Below are 23,308 nucleotides of genomic sequence, written 5' to 3'. Positions count from 1 at the left end.
CCGACCGGCGTCCGGGCCCCGGCGCCCGACCCGCCCGCCGCCCCGCCTGTCACTGACGCGGAGGACCGGAAGCCCGTACGCGGATGCGATGGCACGACCGACACCGACAGCCGTGTGCCGCCGTTCCCCGCCACTCGGCTCCCCGGCACCGGGAACGCCGACGCAACGGCGGACCTCGCCGACCGCCGCATCGGCGTACTCCTCGACGGACTGCGCACCCCCACCACCGAAACACTCCCCGCCCCGGCCCCGGCCGCTCCGAAATCGACCACTTCGCCCGCACCACGCACGGACCGTGACCAACGGGGGCCGACCGGCCGACCGGGGACCGCGCACGTGACGGCCGTGCCCGGCGCCGCCCCGGTACCGACGTCGGCGTCCACGGACTCCCCGAAGGAAGCCCTCCACTCACGGTCAGGCCATTCCGGCCGTGCTGGCGGGCCGGACCGCGCCCGGACCGAAGCGTGCCCGGGCCCTGTCCGCCGCTGCCTCGATCCGGTAAGCCCTGTCGTCGCCGGTGCCGAAGGTGAGTTGCCGGGTGGCCGAGTCCGCGTCGAACAGGCCGTCCGCCCGCAACATGATGCCGCGGACCCTGGCTCGTTGCAGGCCGAGGGTCGCGTACAACGCGTAGGTGACGGACCGCAGTTGGGGGCCGTGCGCGGTGGGCTCCGGCAGGGTGCGGCTGCGTGTGGTCGTCGAGTGGTCGGCGTACCGGACGGTCAGGGTCAGGGACCGGCAGACCTGGTGCTCGCCGCGGAGTTGGGCGCCGAGCCGCTCGGCCAGGTGCGCCAGGGCGCCGCGCTGTCGGCCGGGGTCGAGTTCGTCCCGCCCGAAGCGGTGCTCCGCGGAGAGGGAACGCGGCGGGGCGCCGGGGATGACCCGGGTGGGGTCGATACCGGCCGCCCGCTGGTGGAGTTGGCGCCCGGCGGCCGTACCGAGGATGCGTTGCAGTGTGGCCGGCGGGGCGACCGCGATCGTGTCGAGGGTGGTCAGGCCGTAGGAGGCCAGGGTGCGTACGGTCGCCGGCCCCACGTCCGGCAGGGCGGCGACCGGCAGCCCCGCGAGGAAAGCGGTGATGCCCCGAGGGGTGTCGGGGACGGTACGGATCGCGCCGGGTGCTCCGCGCGTGGCCGCCAGCCGGGCGAGCAGCGGGTTGGGGGCGACGCCGATCGTGCAGTCGGCGTCGCAGCCCGCGGCGGCGCGCATCCGGATCACGGCCGCCAGCCCGGTCGCGTCGCGGTCGAAGTACCGCGTGCTCCCCGAGACGTCGGCGAACGCGGCGTCGGGTGGCAGCGCCTGGACGACCGGGGTGATCTCGCCGAGCAGGTCCAGGAGTTGGAGGAACGTTTCTTCCGGGCATGGGCTGCCGAAGTGGACGTAGAGGATCATTCGTCGGTCACCCCGCGCTTCCGGGGCTGGAGTGGTGGAAGGTGCGCCCGCTGATGACCGGGGCACCAGGGGGTTGCAGGTCGGCCCAGGGGTGCAGTTCGTAGCCGGTGGGCTGGGTGATGGTCCGGTGTGCGGCGGTCGGACCGGCGGTGACCGTCGGACGGGTGAGACGGTCGGCGACGGCGGCCGGGCCCCCGTCCCGGTACAGGTCGATGAGTTCGGCCAGATCCCAGGCGGCGGTCCCGGTGATGCTGAACGCGCGCGGTGCGCGGCGGGCCACCGTCCCGCGTACCAGCAGCAGACCGCTGTGGAAGACCGTGTGGGCGCAGCGTGCGTGACTGTCCTCGAAGAACGCCAGGTCGGACAGGCCGGTGGGGTCGTCGAGGGTGGCGAAGACGACCCGCTTGCCGGAGCGGATCGGCGGGGTCTGGGTGGCGACCTTGATCCCGGCGACCAGGACGGGGGTACCGTGCCGAAGTCCCGGCAGATCGGCGGCGGGGGTCGCGCCGATGTCGGCGAGCAAGGACTGGTGGTCCTCCAGCAGATGACGGGAGATGTCCATGCCGAGTACGTCGAGTTCCGCGGCGAGTTGCTCGGAGGCGCTCATCACCGGCAGCCCCGCCGTCGTACCGCCTTCCGTCGCACCGCCGTCTGTCGTACCGCCTTCCGTCGAGGCGCCCGGATCGTCGTCCATGGGGAGTTGCCCCGAGGCGGAGCCGTGTCCGCGACCGGACCGGTGCAGTTCGGCGATCCGCAGCAGCAGCTCGCGCCGGGGCCCGAAGGAGTCCATCGCCCCGACCTGGGCGAGGCGTTCGGCCAGTGGCCGGCTGGGCCGGGCGCGCTGCCAGAAGTCGCCCAGTGAGGTGTAGGGCTGTCCGCCGGTGATGCGTTCGGTCTCGGCCTCGGTGATACCGCGTACTTGGGACAGTCCGATCCGAACTCCCCACCTATCAGACACCAGTTCGATTATGTGTGCGCCCTGGGAGTGGTTGATGTCGGGCAGCAGCAACGGCACCCCGTGCCGACGGGCGTCGGCGGCCAGGACCCGCTTGTGGTACATCCCCGGATCATGGGTGAGCAGCCCCGCCAGCAGGGCCGCCATCCGGTGGGCCTTGAGCCAGCTCGACTGGTAGGCGGGCTGCGCGAAGGCCGCAGCGTGCGCCTTGGCGAAGCCGAAACTCCCGAAGCTCTCCAGGATCTCCCACACCTCCCGGACGACCTGCGCCTGGTAGCCACGGGTACGGGCCTCGGCGGCGAACCAGGCCCGCATACGGCCGTGCCGGTCCGGGTCGGACAGCGCGCGACGGGCCTCGTCGGCCATGCCACGGTCGCAGCCGGTCATCGTCGTCATGATCTCGATGACCTGCTCATGGAAGACCACCTGCCCCTTGGTCTCCTCCAGGATCGGCTTCAGGCTCGGGTGCGGATAACGGGCCCGGGTCCGGCCGTCGCGGGCCTCGATCATCGGGTGCACCATGTTCGCGGCCACCGGGCCCGGCCGGAACAGGCTGATGTCGATGATCAGGTCGAGGAAGGAGCGGGGCCGCAGGTTCCTGACCAGCTCGCGCTGACCCGGGCTTTCGAGCTGGAACGTGCCCATGGTGTCCCCGGACACGATCATGTCGTAGGTCGCCTGATCGTCGGGCGGCACCTGCGCGGGATCGTCCAGGTCGAAATGCTCGCCGGTGACCCGCTCGATCTCGGCGACCGCGTGGGCGAGCGCCGACTGCATCCGTACGCCGATGACGTCGATCTTCGGATGTCCGGTGTCCTCGATGTCCTCCTTGTCGAACTGGGCCATGGTGATGCCCTCGACGGTGGTCGGCAGCACCGGGGTGCGCGCCAGCAGCCCGGCGTTGGACACCAGGAGCCCGCACGGGTGCATCGCGGCCTCGTTCGGCAGGCCGTCCAGCATCTCCACCAGCTCCCACAACCGCCCGTGATCCTCCCCGGCGACCTCGCGCAGCTCCGGCAGTTCACTCAGTGCCGCCCGGGCGTCCCGGGCCCTGATGTGCGGAAACTCCTTGGCCAGCCGAGCGGCCCGGTCGGGGTCCACGCCCCGCGCCCGCGCCACGTCCTCGATCGCCCCGCGCACCCGGTACGTCTTGTACACCGCGAGCGTCGCCACCCGCTCGGCCCCGAATCTCTCGCGCACCGCCTGATAGATCTCGAGCCTGCGGGCCGACTCCACGTCCAGGTCGATGTCGGGCAGCGCGGACCGCCGCGCCGACAGGAAGCGTTCCATGACCAGGCCGTGCGCCACCGGATCGACCGGGCTGATCCCGAGCAGGTGGGTGACCAGCGAGCCGACCCCCGAGCCGCGCGCCGCGACCCGGATACCCAGCTTCTGAGCCTCCGCCGCGACCTCGGTGACGGTCAGGAAATAGCCGGCGAAGCCGTGCCCGGCGATGATCCGGAGCTCGTCCTCCAGCCGGTCCCACCGCGCCACCTCCCGGTGGTAGCCGCGGTTCATCATCCCCGCCGCACACCGTTCGGCCAGCACACGGTCGGCCGACTCCGCACTGGCGCCCACCAGATCGGGCTCCGGCAGATTCAGCCGCCCCAGCCCGAACGCCTCGCCCGGATCGACCGCACAGGCCGCCGCCGTCTCCTCGGTCGCCTTCAGCAGCCGCTGCGCCTCCGCGCCGCGTCCGCCCATCGCCTCGGCGATCCGTCCGGCGATCCGTTCCATCTCCCCGGCGTCCTTCAGCCAGCGCTGCCCGCTGTCCAGCCGGGCCGCGTCACGGTTGTCGATCGGCACCAGCAGACGCGCGGAGTCCAGGATGTCGGCGACCTCCCGCTGGCCCGGGTCGGCGTATCGCACGCTGTTGCTGAGCACGGCCGTCACCTGCTGCTCGGCGGCGAAGCCCGCCATCCGCGCGGCCAGCCGCAGCGACCCCGGCCCGGTACCGGGCCGACCGTGGCAGACCACCTCCAGGCGCAACGCCTCCCCGAACCGCTCCCGCCAGGGCTCCAGCAGCAGCGCCGCCCGGTCCGGCCGCCCCGCCGCCAGCGCGAGGCCCACCTCGGAACCGGCCCCGAGCAGCACGAACAGCCCGTCGCGACCACAGGCCAGGTCATCCCACCCAACCCCTTGGACTGACGCGCCTGACGCGGCCGACTCGGCGGACGCGGTGGACACCAGACGGCACAGCTCGGCCCAGCCGGACGCGGACCGCGCCAGGAACACCGCCCGGAACGGCGCCTCCGTCACGAAGGCACCACCCCTGGCCGGAGTACGCTGCCGCTTCGCCCCGGCCGACCGGGCCCCCGGCGCCCCGGGAACCGCCAGATCCGTACCGAACAACGGCCGTACTCCGGCCCGCGCACACGCCTTCGCGAAGCGCACGGCACCGGCGAGGGAGTCCCGGTCGGTCAGTGCGAGAGCGTCCAGTCCACGTTCCGCCGCCCGCTCCGCGAGCGCGTGCGGATGGCTGGCGCCATAGCGCAGTGAGTAGCCACTGGCGACATGGAGGTGCGTAAACGACATACACACCTCCTGCTACCCACAAGCCCCCCTTCGACCGACCCGTCCCACGAGGTCCTCACCATAACCCAAGGCTCGCACACTCGTTCGATTGCCGCATTCGGGAGGACCTCGCGGCACACTCCCCGCCCCACCCCACCCTTTACCCCACCCCTTGTTTCACCTATCGAATTTCGATAGATTCCCATCGTCATTCGATGGAAGGACGGGCCGTGGGAAAGCTGACCGTACGTGCGCTGCGCGCCGTGCTCGTGGTGGTGCTCGCCGGCACCGTGTTCGTACAGGCATTGATGGTGTGGGTGCTGGTCAGCGGGAACGACCCGGAGGACGGGTCGCTCCCGCTGACCGCGCTGCGCGTGATCACGATCCTGGGCATGGTCTCGGTCCAGGTCGCCCTGGTCTGCGTATGGCGGCTGGTGGCGATGGTGCGACGCGGAACCGTGTTCTCCCACGCCGCCTTCCGCTACGTGGACGGCGTGATCGGCGCGATCGTGGCGGCCTCCCTCGTGTGGTTCGCGGTCACGGCCGTCAACGCGCCGGGCCAGCGGGACGACCCGGGTGTCACCGTCATCATGGCCGGGGTCGGCCTGGCCATCCTGGGGGTCGCGCTCATCGTGCTCGTACTGCGGATGCTGCTCGCCCAGGCCGTCGCGCGCGACGTCGAAGCGGCACAGATGCAGGCCGAGCTGGACGAGGTGATCTGATGCCGATCACCGTCGACATCGACGTGATGCTGGCCAGGCGGAAGATGTCCGTGGGCGAACTCGCGGACCGCGTGGGCATCACGCCCGCCAACCTGGCGGTACTCAAGAACGGCCGCGCCAAGGCGGTCCGCTTCACGACGCTCGCCGCACTCTGCGAGGTACTCGAGTGCCAGCCGGGCGACCTGCTGCGCTGGGAGGCCGAGGACGCCGCCGGCGGATGACGCGCCCTTCCAAGATCATGGGCTTTCCGACACCCCGCGATCCGCGCGGACGACCGTCCCTGCCGACGCGTCATCGCCGATCCCGCCCGCCTTGTGACCAACCCCGCGAGCGCCTCGGGGCCGCACCCGAGGAGATCCCGGTCCCGCTGGAGCGACCGACCGACGTATCCGACTTCGCGGTCCGCGGCGTGCGGCACGCTCGCCGGTGGCGCACCGGGCCAGGTCTCGGATCCGCCGACAATTGCGAACGGTCACAGCACGTTCGCCGACGAGGGTGGTCGGATCGGGGGCGGCGGGGGCGTGCCGACCGGGGCACGCAACCGGGCCGTACAGCCGCACAGTTGGTTGTCCCGGTTCGCGAAGAGGTCGCGGGCGACCCCGGGGGGGCGGAAGACATGGCGGGCGATGTCGCGCTGCCAGGCGGGCCAACCTTCCGTGCCGGCCAGCAGCCGTACCCCGCCGCCCGGGTCGGCGGCGAAGACGTCGCCGGTACGGCTGACCACGCGCGCGGGGCCGGGCCGCAGGCCCTCCGGCGGGAGCCCGGCTCCCCGGCGTACGGTGCGGCCGGGGACGGGAAACGGTACGGGCGGGGACGGTGAACGGTACGGGCGGGGGCGCGGGCGAACTACCCCGAGCTGCCCGGTTCCCCCCGCCGTCACCACGCCAGCCCCGCCCTCCCCGCCTCAGTCCCGACTGAGGGTCGCCCGGGCGTCGCCCGCAGCCCGCCGGACGGCGGTGTCGGTCAGTTCCCGCACCTTGTCGACCGGCACCGGGACGCCCGGCGTCTCGAAGAACCAGCGCCCCATCTCCTCCTGGGTCAGCCCTTCGGGCTGCGCCGCCAGGTACGGCTGGACGTACACCGGGGCGCCCGGCTCGCTGCGCCAGCTGTCGGCCAGCGTGCCGATGTCCACCGCGTCGTAGCCGAGGGCGTCCAGCACCTCCCCCACCTGCGCCTTGGCGGCCGCGTCGTCACCGGCGACGGGCAGCGCGCTGCGGTCGGGGGCACCGGCGGGCCGGGCGGAGGTGAACAGGCGCCGGAAGTCGATGTTGTTGAACGCCTTGACCACCCGGGACTCGGCCAGGTGCCGCTGCACCAGGGCGCTGGAGGTCTGCTCGCCCGCGTCCAGCTCGGCGATCCTGCTGTCGCGGTCGGGGTAGTAGTTCATGGTGTCGATGACGGTCCTGCCCGCCAGGGCTGCGGCGGGCAGCTGCTCGTAGGCGCCCAGCGGAACCGTCGCCACCACCAGGTCACCGGCCTGCGCGGCCTCGTCGGGCGTGGCCGCACGCGCCTGCGGACCGAGTTCGACGACGAGGTCGGCGAGGGTCTCGGGGCCTCGGGAGTTGCTCAGTACGACGTTCAGACCGGCGCCGACGGCGAGGCGGGCCAGCGCGCCGCCGATCATGCCGCTGCCGATGAGTCCGAGGGTCTTGGCCATGAGTCTTGTCTCCAGTCAGCGCTTCTGAGTGCCATACCTGATCTATTCACTGAATAGTGGAACTCAGTATCAGGATCGAAACTGTATCTCACCAAGAGGCATCACACGGGCCGCCGCCCACAACGAAAACCCGCCCCCGGAAACCCAGGGGCGGGATCGTCCCGGACCGATCAGACCGGGAAAGGAATCGTGTGCAAAGGACGCGAAGGACGCGAAGGACGCGAAGGACGCGAAGGACGCGAAGGACGCGAAGGACGCGAAGGACGCGAAGGACGCGAAGGATACGAACGACGTGAAGGCGAAGCCTCAGCCGATCTGCGTACCGGTGGCCGACAGCGCCTCCGTGACCGGCTGGAAGAAGGTCTCCCCGCCCGAGTCGCAGTCACCGCTGCCGCCGGAGGTGAGGCCGATCGCGCTGGCGCCCGAGAAGAGCGAGCCGCCGCTGTCACCGGGCTCGGCGCAGACGTCGGTCTGGATGAGCCCGTTGACGATGTCGCCGTTGCCGTAGTTCACGGTCGCGTTCAGACCGGTGACCGTGCCGGAGTGCACCTGGGTCGTGGAGCCGCTGCGGGTCACCGACTGGCCGACGGTGGCCGAGGCCGCGCCGGTGATCCGCTGGGAGCTGCCGTTGTAGAGGTTGACCTGGCTCGGGTGGGCGACGTCGGCCGTGTACTTGACCAGGCCGTAGTCGTTGCCGGGGAAGCTGGACGACTCGTTCTCGCCGATCACGCCGGACGAGTCCGACCACGTCGAGATCGCCTCGGTGCAGTGCCCGGCGGTCAGGAAGTACGGCTCGCCGCCCTTGACGACGTTGAAGCCGAGCGAGCAGCGGCCACCGCTGCCGGTGATCGCGTCGCCGCCGGCGATGAAGGGCCTGAACTCCCCCTTCGTACGCTGGAGTTCGGCCGTGCCGCCGAGGCCGTCGACGACCTTGGTGAGCGTGGCCCACTCGGCCGCGGAGACCGTGCGGTCGGCGGTGACGACGACCTTGTTGGCCGTCGGGTCGACCGCCCACGAGGTGCCGGGGATGGTCGCGTCCTGCTTCAGGGTCGTACGGGCACTGTCGAGTTCGGCGACGGAGTTCTCGACGATCCGGGCCTTGGCGCCGGCCGACTCGACGGACTGGGCCGCCGCTTCGTCGAGCACGTTGACGACGAGGGTCTTCGTCTTCGCGTCGTAGTACGTTCCCGCGACGTCGGCGCCGAGGTCCTTGCCGAGCGTCGAGGCGATCTTTCCGGCCGCAAGGACCGAAAGGGCCTTGGGCTCGGCGGACTTGGTGACCTCACTCGCGTTCGCACTCTGGAAGGTCACTCCCGCGGCGACGAGTGCGGTGATGCCCGCACCTACCACGGTGGCACGGCGCCTGGATATGCGTCGGTGCTTCAACTTGCGTCCTCCTGTGGGGGGTTCGGCCGGAGGTTGTGGGGACCTCCTTGGCCGGTCGAACTGCACCCACTATTCCGAGGCGTTCGGGGAGCACACAAGGTCGACTTCAGGACGCGCGTAGATAAACGGGCGTGCGCCCCCACCGGCAAACCCGCCTTGACTGTCCACGGTCATCGCACAGTTGCCTCACATGAATTCGCACTGCAAACACCACGGGTGAGTAACGAGTAGGCAGACGGTGAGGTCTAGTCCTGTCTTGAATTCGCCCCTTCGGGGCTCAGTTCCAACAGGGACGCGGCGGACGGAAGTTGCTCGTGCAGCGATTGCTCGGACAGCGACTGCCCGGACTGGTCGGCTCGCTCGGCGATCACCGACCGCTCCCCGTCGTCCGACGCGTCCGACACCCGCGCCGCCTCCGGCGACCCCGCCGACGGCGCCGGCGCGACCGGCCGTTCGGCCGAGGGCGCGACCGGCTGCCCGACCTGCTGCCCAGCTGGCTGCCCGGCCGGCTGCTGTGCCCGTTCCAGGAAGCGGAGCAGCTCCACCGGGAAGGGCAGGACGAGTGTCGAGTTCTTCTCGGCCGCGACCGCCACCACCGTCTGGAGCAGCCGGAGTTGGAGCGCGGCGGGCTGCTCGGACATCACCCCGGCGGCCTCCGCCAGCTTCTTCGAGGCCTGTAGCTCGGCGTCCGCGTTGATGACCCGGGCCCGCCGCTCCCGGTCCGCCTCGGCCTGCCGGGCCATCGAGCGCTTCATGGTCTCCGGCAGGGACACGTCCTTGATCTCGACCCGGTCGATCTGCACACCCCAGCCCATCGCCGGACTGTCGATCATCAGCTCCAGGCCCTGGTTGAGCTTCTCCCGGTTGGACAGGAGATCGTCGAGATCGCTCTTGCCGATGATCGACCGCAACGACGTCTGCGCCATCTGCGAGACCGCGAACCGGTAGTCCTCGACCTGAACGACCGCGTCCGCCGCGTCGACGACCTTGAAGTAGACGACCGCGTCGACCCGGACCGTGACGTTGTCCCGCGTGATGCCCTCCTGCGCGGGCACCGGCATCGTCACGATCTGCATGTTGACTTTGCGGATCTTGTCCACGAAGGGCACGATCACGGTGAACCCTGGCCCACGGACGTTCGACGTGAGCCGACCGAGCCGGAACACCACACCCCGCTCGTACTGTTTGACGACTCGCGCCGCCGATGCCACGTACATCACTCCGACGGACGCGACAGCGACTCCCGCCGTCACCAGCTCCTCGACCATGCCGGCCCCCAGGGTCCGAAGTGGGCGTATGCAGGGGAGACTTCCTGTACTGCCGGTATTTCCCGTACTGGCGATACTTCCTGTACTTCGAAGGTAACTCCGTCAGGCGCACAAGAGCGAGCCCCCGCACGCGAGTTGCGTACGGGGGCTCTCCTGCTGCTGCCGGCTACAGGTCAGGCCGTGCGAAAACCGATGGCGCCGGTTGTTCCAGCCGGTTGCCCTAGAAGACGCTGACGCCGTAGGCGCTCAGGGCCTCCGTGACGGGCTGGAAGAAGGTCGTACCACCGGAGGTGCAGTTGCCACTGCCGCCCGAGGTCAGACCGTAGGCGACACCGCCGTTGGAGTAGAGCGGCCCGCCGGAGTCGCCGGGCTCGGCGCAGACCGTGGTCTGGATCATGCCGTAGACGATGTCACCGCTGCCGTAGTTGACCGTGGCGTTCAGGGCGGTCACCCGGCCGCTGTGCGTGCCGGTGGTGGAACCGCGGCGGTAGACCGTGGTGCCCACGGACGGGGTGGCGGCGCTGGTGATGTCCACGCTGCCGACGGTGCCCGAGATCGAACTCGTCGGGTAGCTGGTCGAGTAGCGGACGATCCCGTAGTCGTTGGTCGGGAAGCTGGAGCCCGAGGTCGCGCCGAGCAGCGTCGTACGACCGGAGTTGGACCACCAGTTGCCCGCGCCGTCGGTGCAGTGACCTGCGGTGAGGAAGTAGTACGTGGAGCCGCTGCGGACGTTGAAGCCCTGGGAGCAGCGCCAGCTACTCGCATAGATAGCGTCGCCGCCGGAGATCAGTTTGTTGAACGTACCCGGGGTCTTCTTGATGGTGATGGCGCCGGCGGTGGTGCCCGCCTGCCGCTTGATCTTCGCGATCTCCGCCTTGGAGACCGTGCTGTCGACGGTGACGACAACGCGGTTCGTCTTGGCGTCGACGGCCCAGGCGGTGCCCGGGATGTCGGCCTTGAGCACCGAGCTGCTCGCCTTCGAGAGCTGGGCGGTGCTGAAGGAGGTGACGTCGGCGGCGGTCGCATTGGGGATCGCGACTGCGGCCGCGGCCACGAGTCCGGTGCTGACGGCGATCAGCCGGGTCCGTCTCGTGATGCCACTGCGGGGGGTGGTGCGCTTGATCCTCACTTGTCGTTCCTCCACATGGGAAGTCGGGGGCCCGCGTGGGGTCGGGGCCCGTGAGGCGCAGTCAGGGACCACTCTGTCCGGATTCCGAACATGCTGTGACCCTGACAAGCGCTGGGTGGGAGTATTCGGCCGTACCACCGACCGACGCAAGGGCGCCTTTCGGCCTCACGATGTTCAACCCCCGTACGACCCGGAGGGGTTGATCAAGGAGCTAGGTGTTCCGGTGATGCTCGGGCAGTGCTCTGGCGGCGTACCGGCATCGTTCCAGCGGAGATCGCGTTCCCCTGCGGCTATCGCGACGACCAGCGTATTCCCCGGCGGGGAAAAGGGGCAGACGAAGCGGTCGGCGAACGCACACGATGGAAGCAGGGACCGGTTGAAGTCCACCGTCGCGCGCCCCTCCGCGCCCGGAGCGGCAGGACGCGGAAACCGGAGGCGATAACCGCCGTCGCCGCTGGTCGAGTCGGCGAAGACGGCCCACGGTGCGTCGCCCGTCGTACGAGGTGAACCGGCCGGGCACCGACCGGCGCGGGTCGTACGCGGTGACCTCGACGCCCTTGAACCCCGTACGGGTCTCGGCGGCGGGGTCGAAGCCACGCACGCCCCAGCCACCCTCGCGCACCAGTACGACCAGGCGTCGCCCGGCCACGGCGGTCAGGACAACCACGTCACCGTCGGACGTCCACCGCCCGCGGATGGCCGGAATTCGACCGTCCGGAATGCCCTCGGCCCGGTGCGTACCGACGAGCGAGAGGGGCCCGTAGGGCGCCGACACCGTCCCGATGCGCCGTTCGTGCCATTTCTGCGACACCTCGGACGCGTCCACCGTCATGAACCCACTCCAGCTCACTCCCTGGAAACACTCCGTGCGCCGCCCTCGGCACACGCCCGGACCACGCGTTCTGTGCGCGGCCCGTACACAACCTGTATGTCATCTTTGTCGGCGCGACGCCCTGTCAGCCCGTCCATACGGGTTCGCCCAGCCCGAGGTGCGAGCGCAGGGTGACCCCCTCGTATTCCGTACGGAACGCGCCACGTTCCTGGAGCAGCGGCACGACCAGGTCCACGAACTCGTCCAGTCCGCCCGGGGTGAGATGCGGGACGAGGACGAACCCGTCGGCCGCCTCCTCCCGTACGAACGTGTCGAGCCCGTCGGCGACCGACCGCGGGGTGCCGACGAAGACGTGCCGGCCGCTCGCCTCGATGACGGTCTGCCGGATCGACAGCCCCTTCGCCCGCGACAGGGCCCGCCACCGCTCGGCCACCTGGACCGGGTCGGCGATCCCGCTCCGCCCCCGCACCACGGCCGTCCCCGGCACCGGGTCGAAGTCGGGCAGCGGCCCGTCGGGGTCGTAGGAGGAGAGGTCGGTGCCCCAGATCTCCTCCAGCGCGAGGATCGCGTGCTGCGGCGAGACCTGCTGCCGGCGGATCTCGGCGGCCCTCTCCCGCGCCTCGGCGTCGGTGTCGCCAAGCACGACGCCCACCCCGGGCATGACCTTCAGGTCCCCGGGCGCCCGCCCGTACTTCGCGAGCCGCCCCTTGACGTCGGCGTAGAAGGCCCGCCCGGCGTCCAGACTCCCGTACCTCGCGAAGACCACATCGGCGGCCGACGCGGCGAGCTCCCGGGCCTCCCCCGAGTCCCCCGCCTGGATCACCACCGGTTGCCCCTGCGGTGAGCGCGGTACGCCGAACTCGCCCGCGATGTCGAAGTGTTGACCCCGGTACGCGAAGGGCCGGGACACCCCCTCCGGTGTCCAGGAGTCCCACAACTCCCGTGCCGCCTCGACGAATTCGGCCGCGCGCGGATACCGATCGGCCCGGTCGAGAAAGCCGCCGCGCCGAAAGTTCTCGCCGGTGAGGGCATCAGCCGAGGTCACCACGTTCCAGGCGGCCCGGCCGCCGCTGAGATGGTCCAACGTGCCGAATCTGCGGGCGAGTTCGTACGGTTCGTCGAAGGTCGCGTCGACGGTGGCGGCGAGCCCGATCCGCTCGGTGACGGCGGCGAGCGCGTTCAGCACGGTGATCGACTCGGGCCGCCCGACCACGTCCAGGTCATAAATCCGATCCTCGTGCTCGCGCGGCCGCAGCCCGTCGGCAAGGAGGAAGAAGTCGAACAGCCCGCGCTCGGCGGTCCGGGCGAGCCGTTCGATGGATGCGAACCCGATCTGCGACCCGGCCCTCGGATCGGCCCACACGGTGGTGCTGTCGGCCCCCGGGAAGTACGCGGCGAGGTGCATCTGCCGACGCCCCGGCGCCCGCACGGTCATGACGCACCCCTGGCGGCCACGACCGACCCGGCGTACTGGTTGACGGGCCGGGCCAGTCCGAGGTGCTCCCGGAGAGTGCGGCCCGGGTAGAAGGTGCGGAACAGGCTCCGGTGCTGGAGGAGTGCCACCGTGCCGTTGACGAGCCGCTCCAGGTCGCGGCGCGGCTCGGCGGGGACGAGATGGAAGCCGTCGACGATGCCGGACGTGTGCCAGGCGGTGATCAGTTCGGCGAGGTCGACGGGCCCGCCCCGGTACAGCGGCCCGTGCACGCTCGGCCGGGGACCGCCTCCCCCGTGTCCCGGCGCCGCGGCGTACTCACCGCCCCCAAGGTCGACGACGAGGCTCGCGAGGACCCGCAGCCCGTCCGGATCACGCCCCAAGTCCTTGGCGGCGACCCGCAGTTCGTCCCGTACGGCACCCGCCTGGGCGGCGCTCACGGCCCGGACAAGCACCACGTCGGCGTACCGGGCCGCGGTCTGCCGGGCCTGTCCCTCGGTCGCGTCGACGACACGGACGGGGTGCCCCTGGGGCGGCCGCGGCACGGTGGACGGACCCTTGACGGAGAAATTGACGCCCTGGAAGTCGACGTGGTGCAGCTTGTCCCGGTCGATGAAACGGCCGGTCGCCACGTCCCGTATCTCGGCGTCGTCCTCCCAGCTGTCCCACAACCGGGCGGCCACGTCGGCGACTTCGCCGGCCTCCCGCCACAGCGCGTCGCCGGGTTCGGCACGACGACGGCCGAAGAGCCGGGCCTCGGCCTCGGTCGCCGACACGTCGAGCTGCCAGCCGGCCCGACCGCCGCTGACCCAGTCGAGGGACGCCACCGCAGCCTGGACGTGGAAGGGCTCGGTGTGCGTGGTGGTCACGGTGGGCACAAGACCGATCCGCGAGGTGGCGGGCGCGACCCGCGCGAGCACCCCGAGCGCGTCGGGGCCGGGGCGCGTGAAGGAGTCCCCGAGCGTCACGAAGTCGAGCCCACCGCGCTCGGCGAGCCGCGCCGACTCGACGTACAGGTCGGCGTCGAACAATCCCTGTCGGTCGACGGCAGCGGCCAGATGCAGCAGCCCCCGACCGTGCGTTGAGGTCATGGGGAAAACCTTTCGTCGGTGCGCTCACAGCACCCGCATGGCAAGGCAGGACTTCAGGCGGCGGTGTCACGCTCGGCGCCCGCTCGGGCATCGAGTTCACCGCCCTGCCCGGCACCGGACTCGACACCAAGCCCGATACCGGACTCGACACCGGCCTCGACAGCACGCTCAGCACCGCGCCCGACACGAGACTCGGCGCCAGGTCCGGCGCCAAGCCCGATACCGGACTCGACACCGGCCTCGACAGCACGCTCAGCACCGCGCCCGACACGAGACTCGGCGCCAGGTCCGGCGCCAGGTCCGATACCGGACTCGACACCGGACCCGGCAACGCGCTCAGCACCACGCCCGACACCAGATTCGGCACCCGGTCCGGCGCCCGATTCGATACCGGGCCCGGCACCGCGCTCAGCGCTGGAGCCGACACCGCGCCCAATACCGCGCTCGACACCGGACCCGGCAACGCGCTCGGCGCCGCGCCCGACGCCGGACTCGGCGCCGAGGAAGTGACCGGACTCCACACCGCGCTCGCGACAGTCCAGCGCCCGTAGGAAGGACAGCGCGGCGCGCGCCGTCGCGTCGTTCTGGCGGAACGCGGGACCGCCGGTGCGCGGCCGGGTGAACGCCCCGGAACCCCGCGCCTCGGTGTGCGGACCGAGCGCGAAACGTCGGGGATGCGGCCGGCCGTCCCGGTCCAGGAGCCGCCCGTCACCGGGGTCCACGGCAAGCAGCCCCTCAGGGGTGACGGCGGCCCCGTCGGCGTACAGCTCGCGCAGCAGGGCGTCGCGGGCGCGCTCCACGGTCGGCTCCGGCAGCCGTGCCTCGACAAGCGCGCGGGCCTCCACCGAGGCACCGGGCACACTCGCACCGCTCGCCCGGAACACCCCGTCCTCTGCGGTGACGATCGTGTCGGCGCCGAGGAAGTTGAGGATGCCGGCCCGGGACAGCGCGAGCATCTGCCGCAGCCGGGGCCCGGGCGGCCCCGAGGCGAGATAGCTGAAGAAGCCGTGCCACCACGACCCGATGTCCCCGAGCCGCACCAACTGCCCGTAGACGGAGAGCAGCCCGAGGAAGACAGCCAAGTCAGGGCTGTACGAGGGATCGTGATGCCGGGTCAGATCATCCCGTATGTACCCCCGAAGCCCCTCCTGGAGCGCTTCGTACGACGGATACCGCACCCCCTCCAGCGGACGGTCGAGGGCGTCGAGGTCGAGCCGGTCGGCCGGGTCGGGCACGGTGGAGGCGACCAGCACCTCCCGCTCCGCCCGGTCAGCGGCGGCGTACTTCTCCTCGAAGTCCGTCCAGGTGCCACTCGTGCGCTCCGGATGGACGGTGAACAGCCGGTGGTAGTGCGCGAACCCCAACTCCTTCTCCACCAGCGGCCATACGTCCCGCCGGAAGTCGAAGCCGTCCGGACGCGCGAGCAGGGCGTCCACCTCGGCGGGCCCGAAGAACCGTGGCAGCGGCGGCCGTTCGCCGGTCCAGTCGTAGCCGATCTTCGAGTGGTACGGCACCCCGCGCCGCGAGCCGACGTACAGCACGGGCTCGTGCCCGGACGGCACGTAGGTCAACTCCCCCTCCGCACCGGAAGGATCGCCCTCGTAGCGCCCACCTCGCCCTTCGGTGAGCAGCACCATGAGGTCGACGAAGGCGAGCCCGAAGCCGCGCACGAGGATCGGTTCACCGGGCGTGAGCGCGGACAGATCACTGTCGGCGGTGAAGTCGGGCGGCAGATGGACCAGCCCATGAGCCTGCGCGTACGAGGCCAACTCACGCTGCTCGTCGTCGAGTTCGGCGTCGAGATGGCCGAGCGTCAGCACGACGAGGTCGGCGAGCAGCGGCCGGGCGCGTCCCTCCAGCCACACCTGCTGGCGTCCCTCGCGCGGCCCGCTGACCCGCAGCGCGCGCCCGGTGTGGTGCTGGACTCGGACACCGGGCGGCAGGGCGGCCACGGAATCCTCGTACACCCAGTTCAGATAGGCGCCGAGGCGCTGCCGGTCCGAGAAGACCCGGCCGTCGATGTCCGCCCACTCGTGCAGCGTGGGCCCCGGGCGCACCGGGCCCTTCATGGTCACCGTCTCGTCGGTGAACATGGTGACGTCCTGGGCCTGCGAGTTCATCCACAGCAGCGGGGACTGCTCCTGGCGCCAGATCCGGCCGGCGCCCGGCGGATGGGGGTCGACGAGATGGATGTCGAGGCCCGAATCCCCGTACAGCTCAGGCGCGTTGGCGGCGATCCGCTCCAGAAGACCGGTCCCCCGCGGACCGGCCCCCACGATGACGAGAGCCGGCCTCACCGGGCAACTCCCTCGATCGAGTACGCGGCCTCGTGCAGCGTCAGCCCGATGACGGCGACGGCGGTCGGCCGGAGCGTGAGCAACTGGCCTCGCCGACGGCGCCGGACGACGGCCGGAAGGGTCTCGTCGCGTGGTTGTTGTTCCGCGTCCGCGGGTGGGGCCGACGTGGCCAGGGTGTGTGAGGACATGCGAGGGCTCCGTGACGCGATAGGTCGAACACGGTGATGCCTTCACACGGGTGCGCGCGGCGCGGACACGACGCGGAACGTCGTATCTGGCGCGCGTTACGGCCGAGCCCCTCAGCAGGGCCGTTCACCGACTGTACGGCGCCGTTTCCCCTCACTGTCAAGGCTGTCCGAACTGTGAGCGGTTCGTCTCATGTCGGTTGACGCCGAACCGGATGCCTGTTCCACTTACCCCATGCATCCACAGCAGTGGCTGGTCAAACGCTCCCACATCGACCTTGGTCGAGTGTGGTCCTCCTCCTGTTGAGCTGACCCCCTGCGCGCCCGCTCGCACGGGCGCCTTTTCGCGTTCTCCCGCGCACATCACGCACTTCACGCTCAGCCAGCGCCTTCACACCCGCGCACACCCCTCCCCTCACGCGCCCCCCTTCTCCTCCCGCAACCCCCTTCTCCTCTCCTCCCTCCCTCTTCCCTCCTCTCCCCGAACTCACGAAGGTCACAGATCTGACCCAGTTGTCCGGCCTGAACGTGGTGCCCGGCGCCGGGACGACCTTCGAGGCGGCGGACGCACAAGGTGTTTCTGAAGGTGTTCCTGAAGGACTGATCATGCGTCAGATCCACCTCGGAGGTGACTGGGCCTCCGCCGGCCGCGCCTGAGGCTCCGTCAGGAATGCGGGCAGGACGCCCATTCACCCATACGTCCCAACGCTCACCCATACGCCACGAAGAATCATATTTCACTCTCAGTCAGCAGCCGCACACAGCAAGACCCTTGCGGCGCGGGGCCTCTCGACGAAATGGTTGTGCACCAGTACCGTCACGAAACCCCCGCGCGGCGTCTATTCACTTGGCGCGCCATCCGCATCATGGATGACGATAGGGATGCGGAAAGCAAGAAGGACCGCTGTGAGAGGAGGCGTCCATGGGATCGGTACGCAAGGCAAGCGCCTGGCTTGGCCTCGTCGACGACAACGATGACGAGCGTTACTACAACGACGACGACTACTCCGAGGGAACCGAGCAGCCCGGGGATGCCTGGGTCACGGACCCCCGGGTCAAGGTCGCCGGCGAGGTGGCCGAGGAGAAGGGCCGTCGGATCGGCACGGTCACCCCGGACAGCTTCCGGGACGCCCGCGCCATCGGCGAGCTCTTCCGGGACGGCGTCCCGGTCATCATGAACCTCACGGCCATGGAGCCCGCCGACGCCAAGCGCGTCGTCGACTTCGCGGCAGGCCTCATCTTCGGTCTGCGCGGCTCGATCGAGCGGGTGTCCAACCGCGTGTTCCTGCTGACCCCTTCCGACACGGAGATCGTCAGCGGAGAGGCCCAGCCGCACCGGGCGGACGGTTTCTTCAACCAGAGCTGAGGCAAGGCAGCTCACCGGCCGCGCCGGCCGCTGTTCAGGTCAGCGGAAGGCGTCAAGTCCGGTGAGCGCCTTGCCCAGCACCAGCTGGTGCATCTCGACGGTGCCTTCGTACGTGAGCACCGACTCGAGGTTCGTCGCGTGCCGCATCACGGGGTATTCGAGCGAGATCCCGTTGGCGCCGAGGATCGTCCGGGCCGTACGACAGATGTCGATGGCCTCGCGTACGTTGTTCAACTTGCCGAAGCTGACCTGCTCGGGACGCAGGCGGCCGGCGTCCATGCGCCGCCCCAGATGGTGGGCGAGCAGAATCCCCTTGTGCAGCTCGACCGCCATGTCGGCGAGCTTGGCCTGGGTGAGCTGGAACCCCCCGATGGGCCGCCCGAACTGCTCGCGCGTCTTCGCGTAGTCGACGGCGGCCTCGAAGCAGGACCGGGCCGCCCCCATGGCACCCCAGACGATCCCGTACCGGGCGTGGGAGAGACAGCTGAGGGGCCCGCGAAGCCCGGTGACACCGGGCAGCACCGCATCACCGGGCAACCGCACGCCGTCCAGCACCAGCTCGCTGGTGACGGAGGCGCGCAGGGACCACTTGTGCTTGATCTCGGGCGCGGAGAAGCCGGGGGCGTCGGTGGGCACGACAAACCCACGAATCCCGTCATCGGTCTGCGCCCACACGACGGCCACACCGGCGACGGACCCGTTGGTGATCCACATCTTCCGCCCATTGAGCACCCAGTCGCCGCCGTCGCCACTGTCACGCTTGGCGTAGGTACGCATGCCGGCGGGGTCGGACCCGTGGTCGGGCTCGGTGAGCCCGAAGCAGCCGATGACGTCGCCGGAGGCCATCCGGGGCAGCCAGTGCTGCTTCTGCTCCTCGCTCCCGAAGGCGTGGATGGCGTACATGGCGAGAGACCCCTGCACAGAGACAAGAGACCGAATACCGGAGTCGGCGGCCTCCAGCTCCAGACAGGCAAGCCCGTACTGCACGGCGGAAGCCCCGGCGCACCCATACCCGTCGAGCGACATCCCAAGGGCACCGATACCCCCCAGCTCCCGGGCAAGCCCCCTGATATCCGGCAGCTCCCCGTCCTCGAACCACCCCCCGACATACGGCAGCACCCGATCCGCAGCCCAGGCCCGCACGGTGTCCCGGATCGCCAGATCCTCCGCGTCGAGCGTGTCGTCGAGCCCGAGCGGGTCGGCGGGATCAAAAGGGGGCAGCTTCACAAACCCAGCCACAGAGAAGCCTCCGATAACTTTAACTAGCACCGCTAGTTACAACACCCCGACGCTACGACGAAGCATGCCGCACGTCCACGGCTGAGGACGAAATCGACCGCCGCCTACGACCTCTACCACCCGCCCACCCGTGCGGGCCTGTCCAATTGCGGACGTCTCCTGTGGCGGCTGACGTTCGTCGGCGGCTGCGGGTCAGGACCTTTCCCGCCCGCCCACCCACCCGTGCGGGTCGGTTCAATCGCGGGCGTCTCCTGTGGGGGCTGGCGTCCGTAGGCGGCTGCAAGTCAGCGTCAGAACTTCTCCCACCGACCCGCCCGTGCGGGCCAACTGACATGCAGGCCTCTCACTCACCCGACAAGGTGTGAGCAATGCCGGCAGCGGCCCGCCGAACCACCCGCAGCCGCCAACGCTCCCCCACGCCCCACGGCAGAGGTCCACGCCGCGACCCACCCGCACAGGCGGGCGGGCGGGAAAGGCCCTGACCAGCAGCCGCCTACGGACGCCAGCCCCCACAGGAGACGCCCGCGATTGAACCGACCCGCACGGGTGGGCGGGTGGGAAAGGTATCGACCCGCAGCCGCCAACAGACCTCCGCCCCCACAGGAGACGCCCACGTCTCGATCAAGCCGCACGGGTGGGCGGGTGGGCGAACCCCCCGTTCACACCGACACCCGGCTCCCCGCAACCTCCCGGGGCCCAGGCACCGCGGCCAGCCCACCCGCCCCGCCACACTGCATGACCCGCGGCAACCGCAACGCCATCACCGCCCCCAGCACCAACAACCCCGCACTCACCAGCAACGTCACATGCAGCCCGTGCACAAACGCATCCCGAGCCGCCGAACGAAGCGCCGCCCCAGGCGACCCCCCGAGCCGCCCGGCAACCTCGTACGCCTCGCCCAGCGAATGCCCCGCCGCAGCCGACGCCGACGCGGGCACCCCGGGCACCGACCCCACCCCCGGTGCGTAAGCCGCGTTCATCACACTCCCCAGGAGCGCGATCCCGATCCCCGCGCCCAGCTGGTACGACGTCTCCCCGATCGCCGCCGCCCCACCCGCCTGCTCCGCCGGAGCCTCCGCCAGCATCGACTCGTACGCCCCGAAAAGCGTCGTCTCCAGCCCGAAGCCCAGCAGCACGAACCCGGACAGCAACAGCCCCGGATTGTCCCGCCCGCCCATCGCCATCAGCAGCACGACCGCCCCCGCCGTGAGGCAGAACCCGGCGCACACCATCGTCCGCGGCCCGAACCGCCGCAGCAGCCGCGCCCCCGCCAACCCGGCCGCCATCGCCGCCAGCGTCAGCGGCAGCAGCCGTAGCCCCGTCTCCAGGGGCGAGAGCTTCAGTACAAGTTGCAAATACTGCGCCGCGATCAGCTCGAGCCCGACCAGCGCGAGCATCGCCAGCACGATGCACCCGACGGACGTACTGAACGCCGGCCGGGCGAACATCCCCAGGTCCACCAGCGGATGCTTGCGCCGCCGCTGCCGCCGTACGAACACCACCAGCAGCAGCACACCCGCCACCAGCGGCACGACCGTCAGGAAGTTCCCCGCGCCCTCCCCGCCACCCAGCCGCTTCACGCCCAGCACGACGCCGAACAGCCCGCCCGCCGCCGTCAGCGCGCCGACCACGTCCCACGGACCGGTGTCCCGCTCACCGCGCGACTCGGGCAGCAGCAGCCGGCCGACCGGAAGGCTGACCAGCATCAGGGGGATGTTGACGAGGAAGACCGAGCCCCACCAGAAGTGCTCCAGCAGGAAGCCGCCGAGCAGCGGCCCGACCGCCGCGCCCACCGCCGCCACCGCGCTCCACACACCGATCGCCAGCGCCCGCTCGTGCCGGTCGGGGAAGACCTGCCGCAGGATCGAGAGCGTCGCGGGCATGATCATCGCGCCGCCGACACCCAGCAACGCCCGCGCCAGGATCAGCACTTGGGCGCTGTCGGCGAGGGCGGCCAGTCCGGAGGCGACGCCGAACAGCGTGTACCCGAGAAGCAGGATCCGCCGCCGGCCGACGCGGTCGCCCAGCGTGCCGAACAGGATCAGCAGCGAGGCGCAGACCAGCGGATAGATGTCGACGATCCAGAGCAGCTCTATCGCGCCGGGCCGGAGGTCCTCGCTGACGGCGGGTACCGCCACGTGCAGCACGGTCGCGTCGACCGCGACGAGCAGCAGGCTGGTGCAGAGGACGAGAAGGACGACCCAGCGGTTGGCTCCGGCACCGGCCCCGGCCGCCCGGCGGCGCAGCGCAGCGGCAGCCCTGGTCGTCCCGGACATGTACGTACCTCCAAGGTTCCCTCGCGTTCGGCGGTCCGCGGGGTGGGGACTCCCCGGGGCTCCGGCTGAGGAGGAGCGGTGTCCTCAGTCCGCGCGGCGAATAGCGAGTGGTCCGACAGCGTACGCGAGTTCGCAGCGGCGAAAAGTGTCGGACCTCTCACCCGTCCACGGAACCCGTGTGGTGTACACCACGCGCCCGGCGGGCCGCCCGCCTCCCCGCCCGCCCTTGTTCGATACGCCGTCGATAATCGACCGGTGACCGACCTCGGAACCCGCCCGCCTCCCGCGCTCCCGGCGCTGCCCACGCTCCGCCGAGCGGCGCCCGCCCTCCTCGGGTACGCGGCCGTCCGTCTGCTGGGCCTGGTCGCGCTGGCCGTGTGGAGCGCGGCGCGGGACAAGAGCGCGTACAAACTGCTGACGGCCCGCTGGGACTCGGTCTGGTACACCCGGGTCGCGGAACTCGGCTACGGCTATGAGGTGCGTCTCCCCAACGGCGATGTGCACTCGAATCTCGCCTTCTTCCCACTGCTGCCCTGGCTGGAGCGGCTCCTGGCTTCGGCTACCCCGATGTCGTACGCCGACGCGGGCTTCGCGGTGAGCATCGTCGCCTCGCTGGCGGCCGCGTGGGGGGTGTTCGCGGTCGCGGATCACGTCTACGGCCGCCGGGCCGGTGTCTGCGCGGTGCTGCTGTGGGCGGTGCTGCCGGTCGGGATCGTCCAGTCGATGGCGTACAGCGAGTCCCTGTTCACGGCGCTGGCCGCCTGGTCCCTGTACGCGGTCCTCACCGGCCGCTGGCTGACGGCGGGCACCCTGGCCCTCCTGGCGGGCCTGACCCGCCCGGTGGGCCTCGCGGTGGTCGCGGCGGTGTGGACGGCGGCCATCGCCTCCCACCTCCAAGGCGTACGGAACCAAGGGGAGCCCGTATGGCGACGCGCCCTCGCCATGCTGATCGCACCGCTCGGCGCCGCCGGATACGTCCTGTGGGTCGGCCACCGCACCGGCAAGGGCCCCTTCGGCTACCTCGACGTCCAGGCCGGCTGGCGCAACGGTTTCGACGGCGGCGCCGCCTTCGCCCGCTTCGTCGCCGACAAGTTCACGTCGTTCCCGTCGGCCCTGGCCGGGATCGGACTGATCGTCGGCGTGGGCCTGCTGATCTGGCTGTACGCCGTCTGCGTACGGCAGCGCCAGCCGCTGCCGCTGCTGGTGTACGCGGGTGTCGTCACCCTGCTGGCCCTGTGCGCGTCGAGCTACTTCGGCTCGAAACCACGTCTGTTGCTGCCCGCCTTCCCCCTTCTGCTGCCGCTCGCCCTGGCCCTGGCCCGGCTGCGTACGTCCAGGTCGGCGCTGGTGACGGGCGTGGTCGCGGTGGCCTCGGCGGTCTACGGGGCGTTCTGGCTGAACGGCTCGGGACCGCCCTGACCGCCGGGCGAATTCCGGACGACCGCACGGTGAACTAATTCGAAAGGGCCATTAAACAAGCTCGCCGCATGATCAATGGAAATGAAGGGAAGGCGCGCTCCCCAATAGGGATTCTGCGGAATTAAACATCATCCTGAGAGGAATCCCACAT

General features: G+C 70.7%; 16 protein-coding genes and 2 pseudogenes. 4 read left to right on the top strand and 14 right to left on the bottom strand.

Going from position 1 to position 23,308, the window contains the following annotated elements; genetic code table 11:
* Positions 1-414 precede the first annotated feature (414 nt).
* Both OG787_RS39205 and OG787_RS39200 read right to left on the bottom strand, forming a co-directional pair.
* Positions 415-1,389: a DNA polymerase thumb domain-containing protein gene (locus tag OG787_RS39205; RefSeq protein WP_405538423.1), complete on the bottom strand. Its 975-nt coding sequence runs from the start codon at positions 1,387-1,389 to the stop codon at positions 415-417.
* Positions 1,390-1,396: 7 nt separating this feature from the next.
* Positions 1,397-4,879 carry a DNA polymerase III subunit alpha gene (locus tag OG787_RS39200; protein WP_405538422.1) on the bottom strand — a complete coding sequence of 1,161 codons (3,483 nt, stop codon included), beginning with the start codon at positions 4,877-4,879 and terminating at the stop codon, positions 1,397-1,399.
* A gap of 209 nt (positions 4,880-5,088) precedes the next feature.
* On the opposite strand from OG787_RS39200, the gene OG787_RS39195 reads away from it, so the two are divergent.
* Together OG787_RS39195 and OG787_RS39190 are read left to right on the top strand one after the other, a co-directional pair.
* Entirely contained in the window at positions 5,089-5,580 is a 492-nt protein-coding gene (locus OG787_RS39195; RefSeq protein WP_369032900.1) for a DUF2975 domain-containing protein, read from the top strand.
* Positions 5,580-5,801 carry a helix-turn-helix domain-containing protein gene (locus OG787_RS39190; RefSeq protein WP_369032901.1) on the top strand — a complete coding sequence of 74 codons (222 nt, stop codon included), beginning with the start codon at positions 5,580-5,582 and terminating at the stop codon, positions 5,799-5,801. Before OG787_RS39195 ends, OG787_RS39190 begins: the two co-directional genes overlap by 1 nt.
* Before the next feature lie 251 nt (positions 5,802-6,052).
* On the opposite strand, the gene OG787_RS39185 is transcribed toward OG787_RS39190, so the two are convergent.
* From OG787_RS39185 to OG787_RS39140, 10 genes and pseudogenes are all read right to left on the bottom strand, one after another.
* Complete coding sequence (locus OG787_RS39185; RefSeq protein ID WP_405540717.1) at positions 6,053-6,460, bottom strand: hypothetical protein; 408 nt, start codon at positions 6,458-6,460, stop codon at positions 6,053-6,055.
* A gap of 24 nt (positions 6,461-6,484) precedes the next feature.
* On the bottom strand, positions 6,485-7,237 hold the full coding sequence (locus OG787_RS39180; RefSeq protein WP_405538420.1) for an NADPH-dependent F420 reductase: 753 nt from the start codon (positions 7,235-7,237) through the stop codon (positions 6,485-6,487).
* A 306-nt stretch (positions 7,238-7,543) separates the two neighbouring features.
* Positions 7,544-8,623 carry a S1 family peptidase gene (locus OG787_RS39175; RefSeq protein WP_369032903.1) on the bottom strand — a complete coding sequence of 360 codons (1,080 nt, stop codon included), beginning with the start codon at positions 8,621-8,623 and terminating at the stop codon, positions 7,544-7,546.
* Between the two features lie 245 nt (positions 8,624-8,868).
* A complete protein-coding gene (locus OG787_RS39170; protein WP_369032904.1) occupies positions 8,869-9,891 on the bottom strand; it encodes a slipin family protein in 1,023 nt (340 codons plus the stop codon).
* A 220-nt stretch (positions 9,892-10,111) separates the two neighbouring features.
* Positions 10,112-11,020: a S1 family peptidase gene (locus tag OG787_RS39165; RefSeq protein ID WP_389357738.1), complete on the bottom strand. Its 909-nt coding sequence runs from the start codon at positions 11,018-11,020 to the stop codon at positions 10,112-10,114.
* Positions 11,021-11,194: 174 nt separating this feature from the next.
* Positions 11,195-11,852 (bottom strand): annotated as a pseudogene (locus tag OG787_RS39160) (DUF1684 domain-containing protein).
* A 124-nt stretch (positions 11,853-11,976) separates the two neighbouring features.
* Complete coding sequence (locus OG787_RS39155; protein WP_369032906.1) at positions 11,977-13,287, bottom strand: NtaA/DmoA family FMN-dependent monooxygenase; 1,311 nt, start codon at positions 13,285-13,287, stop codon at positions 11,977-11,979.
* Positions 13,284-14,375, bottom strand: coding sequence for an LLM class flavin-dependent oxidoreductase (locus tag OG787_RS39150; RefSeq protein ID WP_405538419.1), 1,092 nt, complete (start codon positions 14,373-14,375; stop codon positions 13,284-13,286). The genes OG787_RS39155 and OG787_RS39150 overlap by 4 nt, the downstream gene beginning before the upstream one ends.
* 539 nt (positions 14,376-14,914) lie before the next feature.
* A pseudogene (locus tag OG787_RS39145) lies at positions 14,915-16,672 on the bottom strand (FAD/NAD(P)-binding protein); the annotation flags it as partial.
* Positions 16,669-16,860 (bottom strand): hypothetical protein, encoded by a 192-nt coding sequence (locus OG787_RS39140; RefSeq protein WP_369032908.1) that lies wholly within the window; start codon positions 16,858-16,860, stop codon positions 16,669-16,671. The gene OG787_RS39140 and the pseudogene OG787_RS39145, both read right to left, overlap by 4 nt.
* Before the next feature lie 919 nt (positions 16,861-17,779).
* On the opposite strand from OG787_RS39140, the gene OG787_RS39135 reads away from it, so the two are divergent.
* Positions 17,780-18,223: a cell division protein SepF gene (locus OG787_RS39135; protein ID WP_369032909.1), complete on the top strand. Its 444-nt coding sequence runs from the start codon at positions 17,780-17,782 to the stop codon at positions 18,221-18,223.
* A gap of 39 nt (positions 18,224-18,262) precedes the next feature.
* Here OG787_RS39135 and OG787_RS39130 read toward each other — a convergent pair whose 3' ends face one another.
* Entirely contained in the window at positions 18,263-19,462 is a 1,200-nt protein-coding gene (locus tag OG787_RS39130) for an acyl-CoA dehydrogenase family protein (RefSeq protein WP_369032910.1), read from the bottom strand.
* 659 nt (positions 19,463-20,121) lie between these two features.
* Complete coding sequence (locus OG787_RS39125) at positions 20,122-21,738, bottom strand: MFS transporter (protein ID WP_369032911.1); 1,617 nt, start codon at positions 21,736-21,738, stop codon at positions 20,122-20,124.
* A gap of 255 nt (positions 21,739-21,993) precedes the next feature.
* Between OG787_RS39125 and OG787_RS39120 the strand changes: the two genes are divergently transcribed.
* The gene (locus OG787_RS39120; RefSeq protein WP_369032912.1) at positions 21,994-23,157 is read left to right on the top strand and encodes a mannosyltransferase family protein; all 1,164 of its coding nucleotides are present in this window, start codon (positions 21,994-21,996) and stop codon (positions 23,155-23,157) included.
* Positions 23,158-23,308: the final 151 nt, after the last annotated feature.

This window comes from Streptomyces sp. NBC_00075 (assembly GCF_045041225.1).
Taxonomy (GTDB): domain Bacteria; phylum Actinomycetota; class Actinomycetes; order Streptomycetales; family Streptomycetaceae; genus Streptomyces; species Streptomyces adonidis.
This window is presented reverse-complemented; position numbering and strand designations above follow the sequence as displayed.

Excerpts from the sequence above, each read along its gene's own strand:
- OG787_RS39155 (WP_369032906.1), bottom strand. The coding sequence starts at position 13,287 with ATGACCGTGCGGGCGCCGGGGCGTCGGCAGATGCACCTCGCCGCGTAC.
- OG787_RS39190 (WP_369032901.1), top strand. The coding sequence starts at position 5,580 with ATGCCGATCACCGTCGACATCGACGTGATGCTGGCCAGGCGGAAGATG.
- OG787_RS39150 (WP_405538419.1), bottom strand. The coding sequence starts at position 14,375 with ATGACCTCAACGCACGGTCGGGGGCTGCTGCATCTGGCCGCTGCCGTC.
- OG787_RS39135 (WP_369032909.1), top strand. The coding sequence starts at position 17,780 with ATGGGATCGGTACGCAAGGCAAGCGCCTGGCTTGGCCTCGTCGACGAC.
- OG787_RS39125 (WP_369032911.1), bottom strand. The coding sequence starts at position 21,738 with ATGTCCGGGACGACCAGGGCTGCCGCTGCGCTGCGCCGCCGGGCGGCC.
- OG787_RS39140 (WP_369032908.1), bottom strand. The coding sequence starts at position 16,860 with ATGTCCTCACACACCCTGGCCACGTCGGCCCCACCCGCGGACGCGGAA.
- OG787_RS39200 (WP_405538422.1), bottom strand. The coding sequence starts at position 4,879 with ATGTCGTTTACGCACCTCCATGTCGCCAGTGGCTACTCACTGCGCTAT.
- OG787_RS39205 (WP_405538423.1), bottom strand. The coding sequence starts at position 1,389 with ATGATCCTCTACGTCCACTTCGGCAGCCCATGCCCGGAAGAAACGTTC.
- OG787_RS39170 (WP_369032904.1), bottom strand. The coding sequence starts at position 9,891 with ATGGTCGAGGAGCTGGTGACGGCGGGAGTCGCTGTCGCGTCCGTCGGA.
- OG787_RS39180 (WP_405538420.1), bottom strand. The coding sequence starts at position 7,237 with ATGGCCAAGACCCTCGGACTCATCGGCAGCGGCATGATCGGCGGCGCG.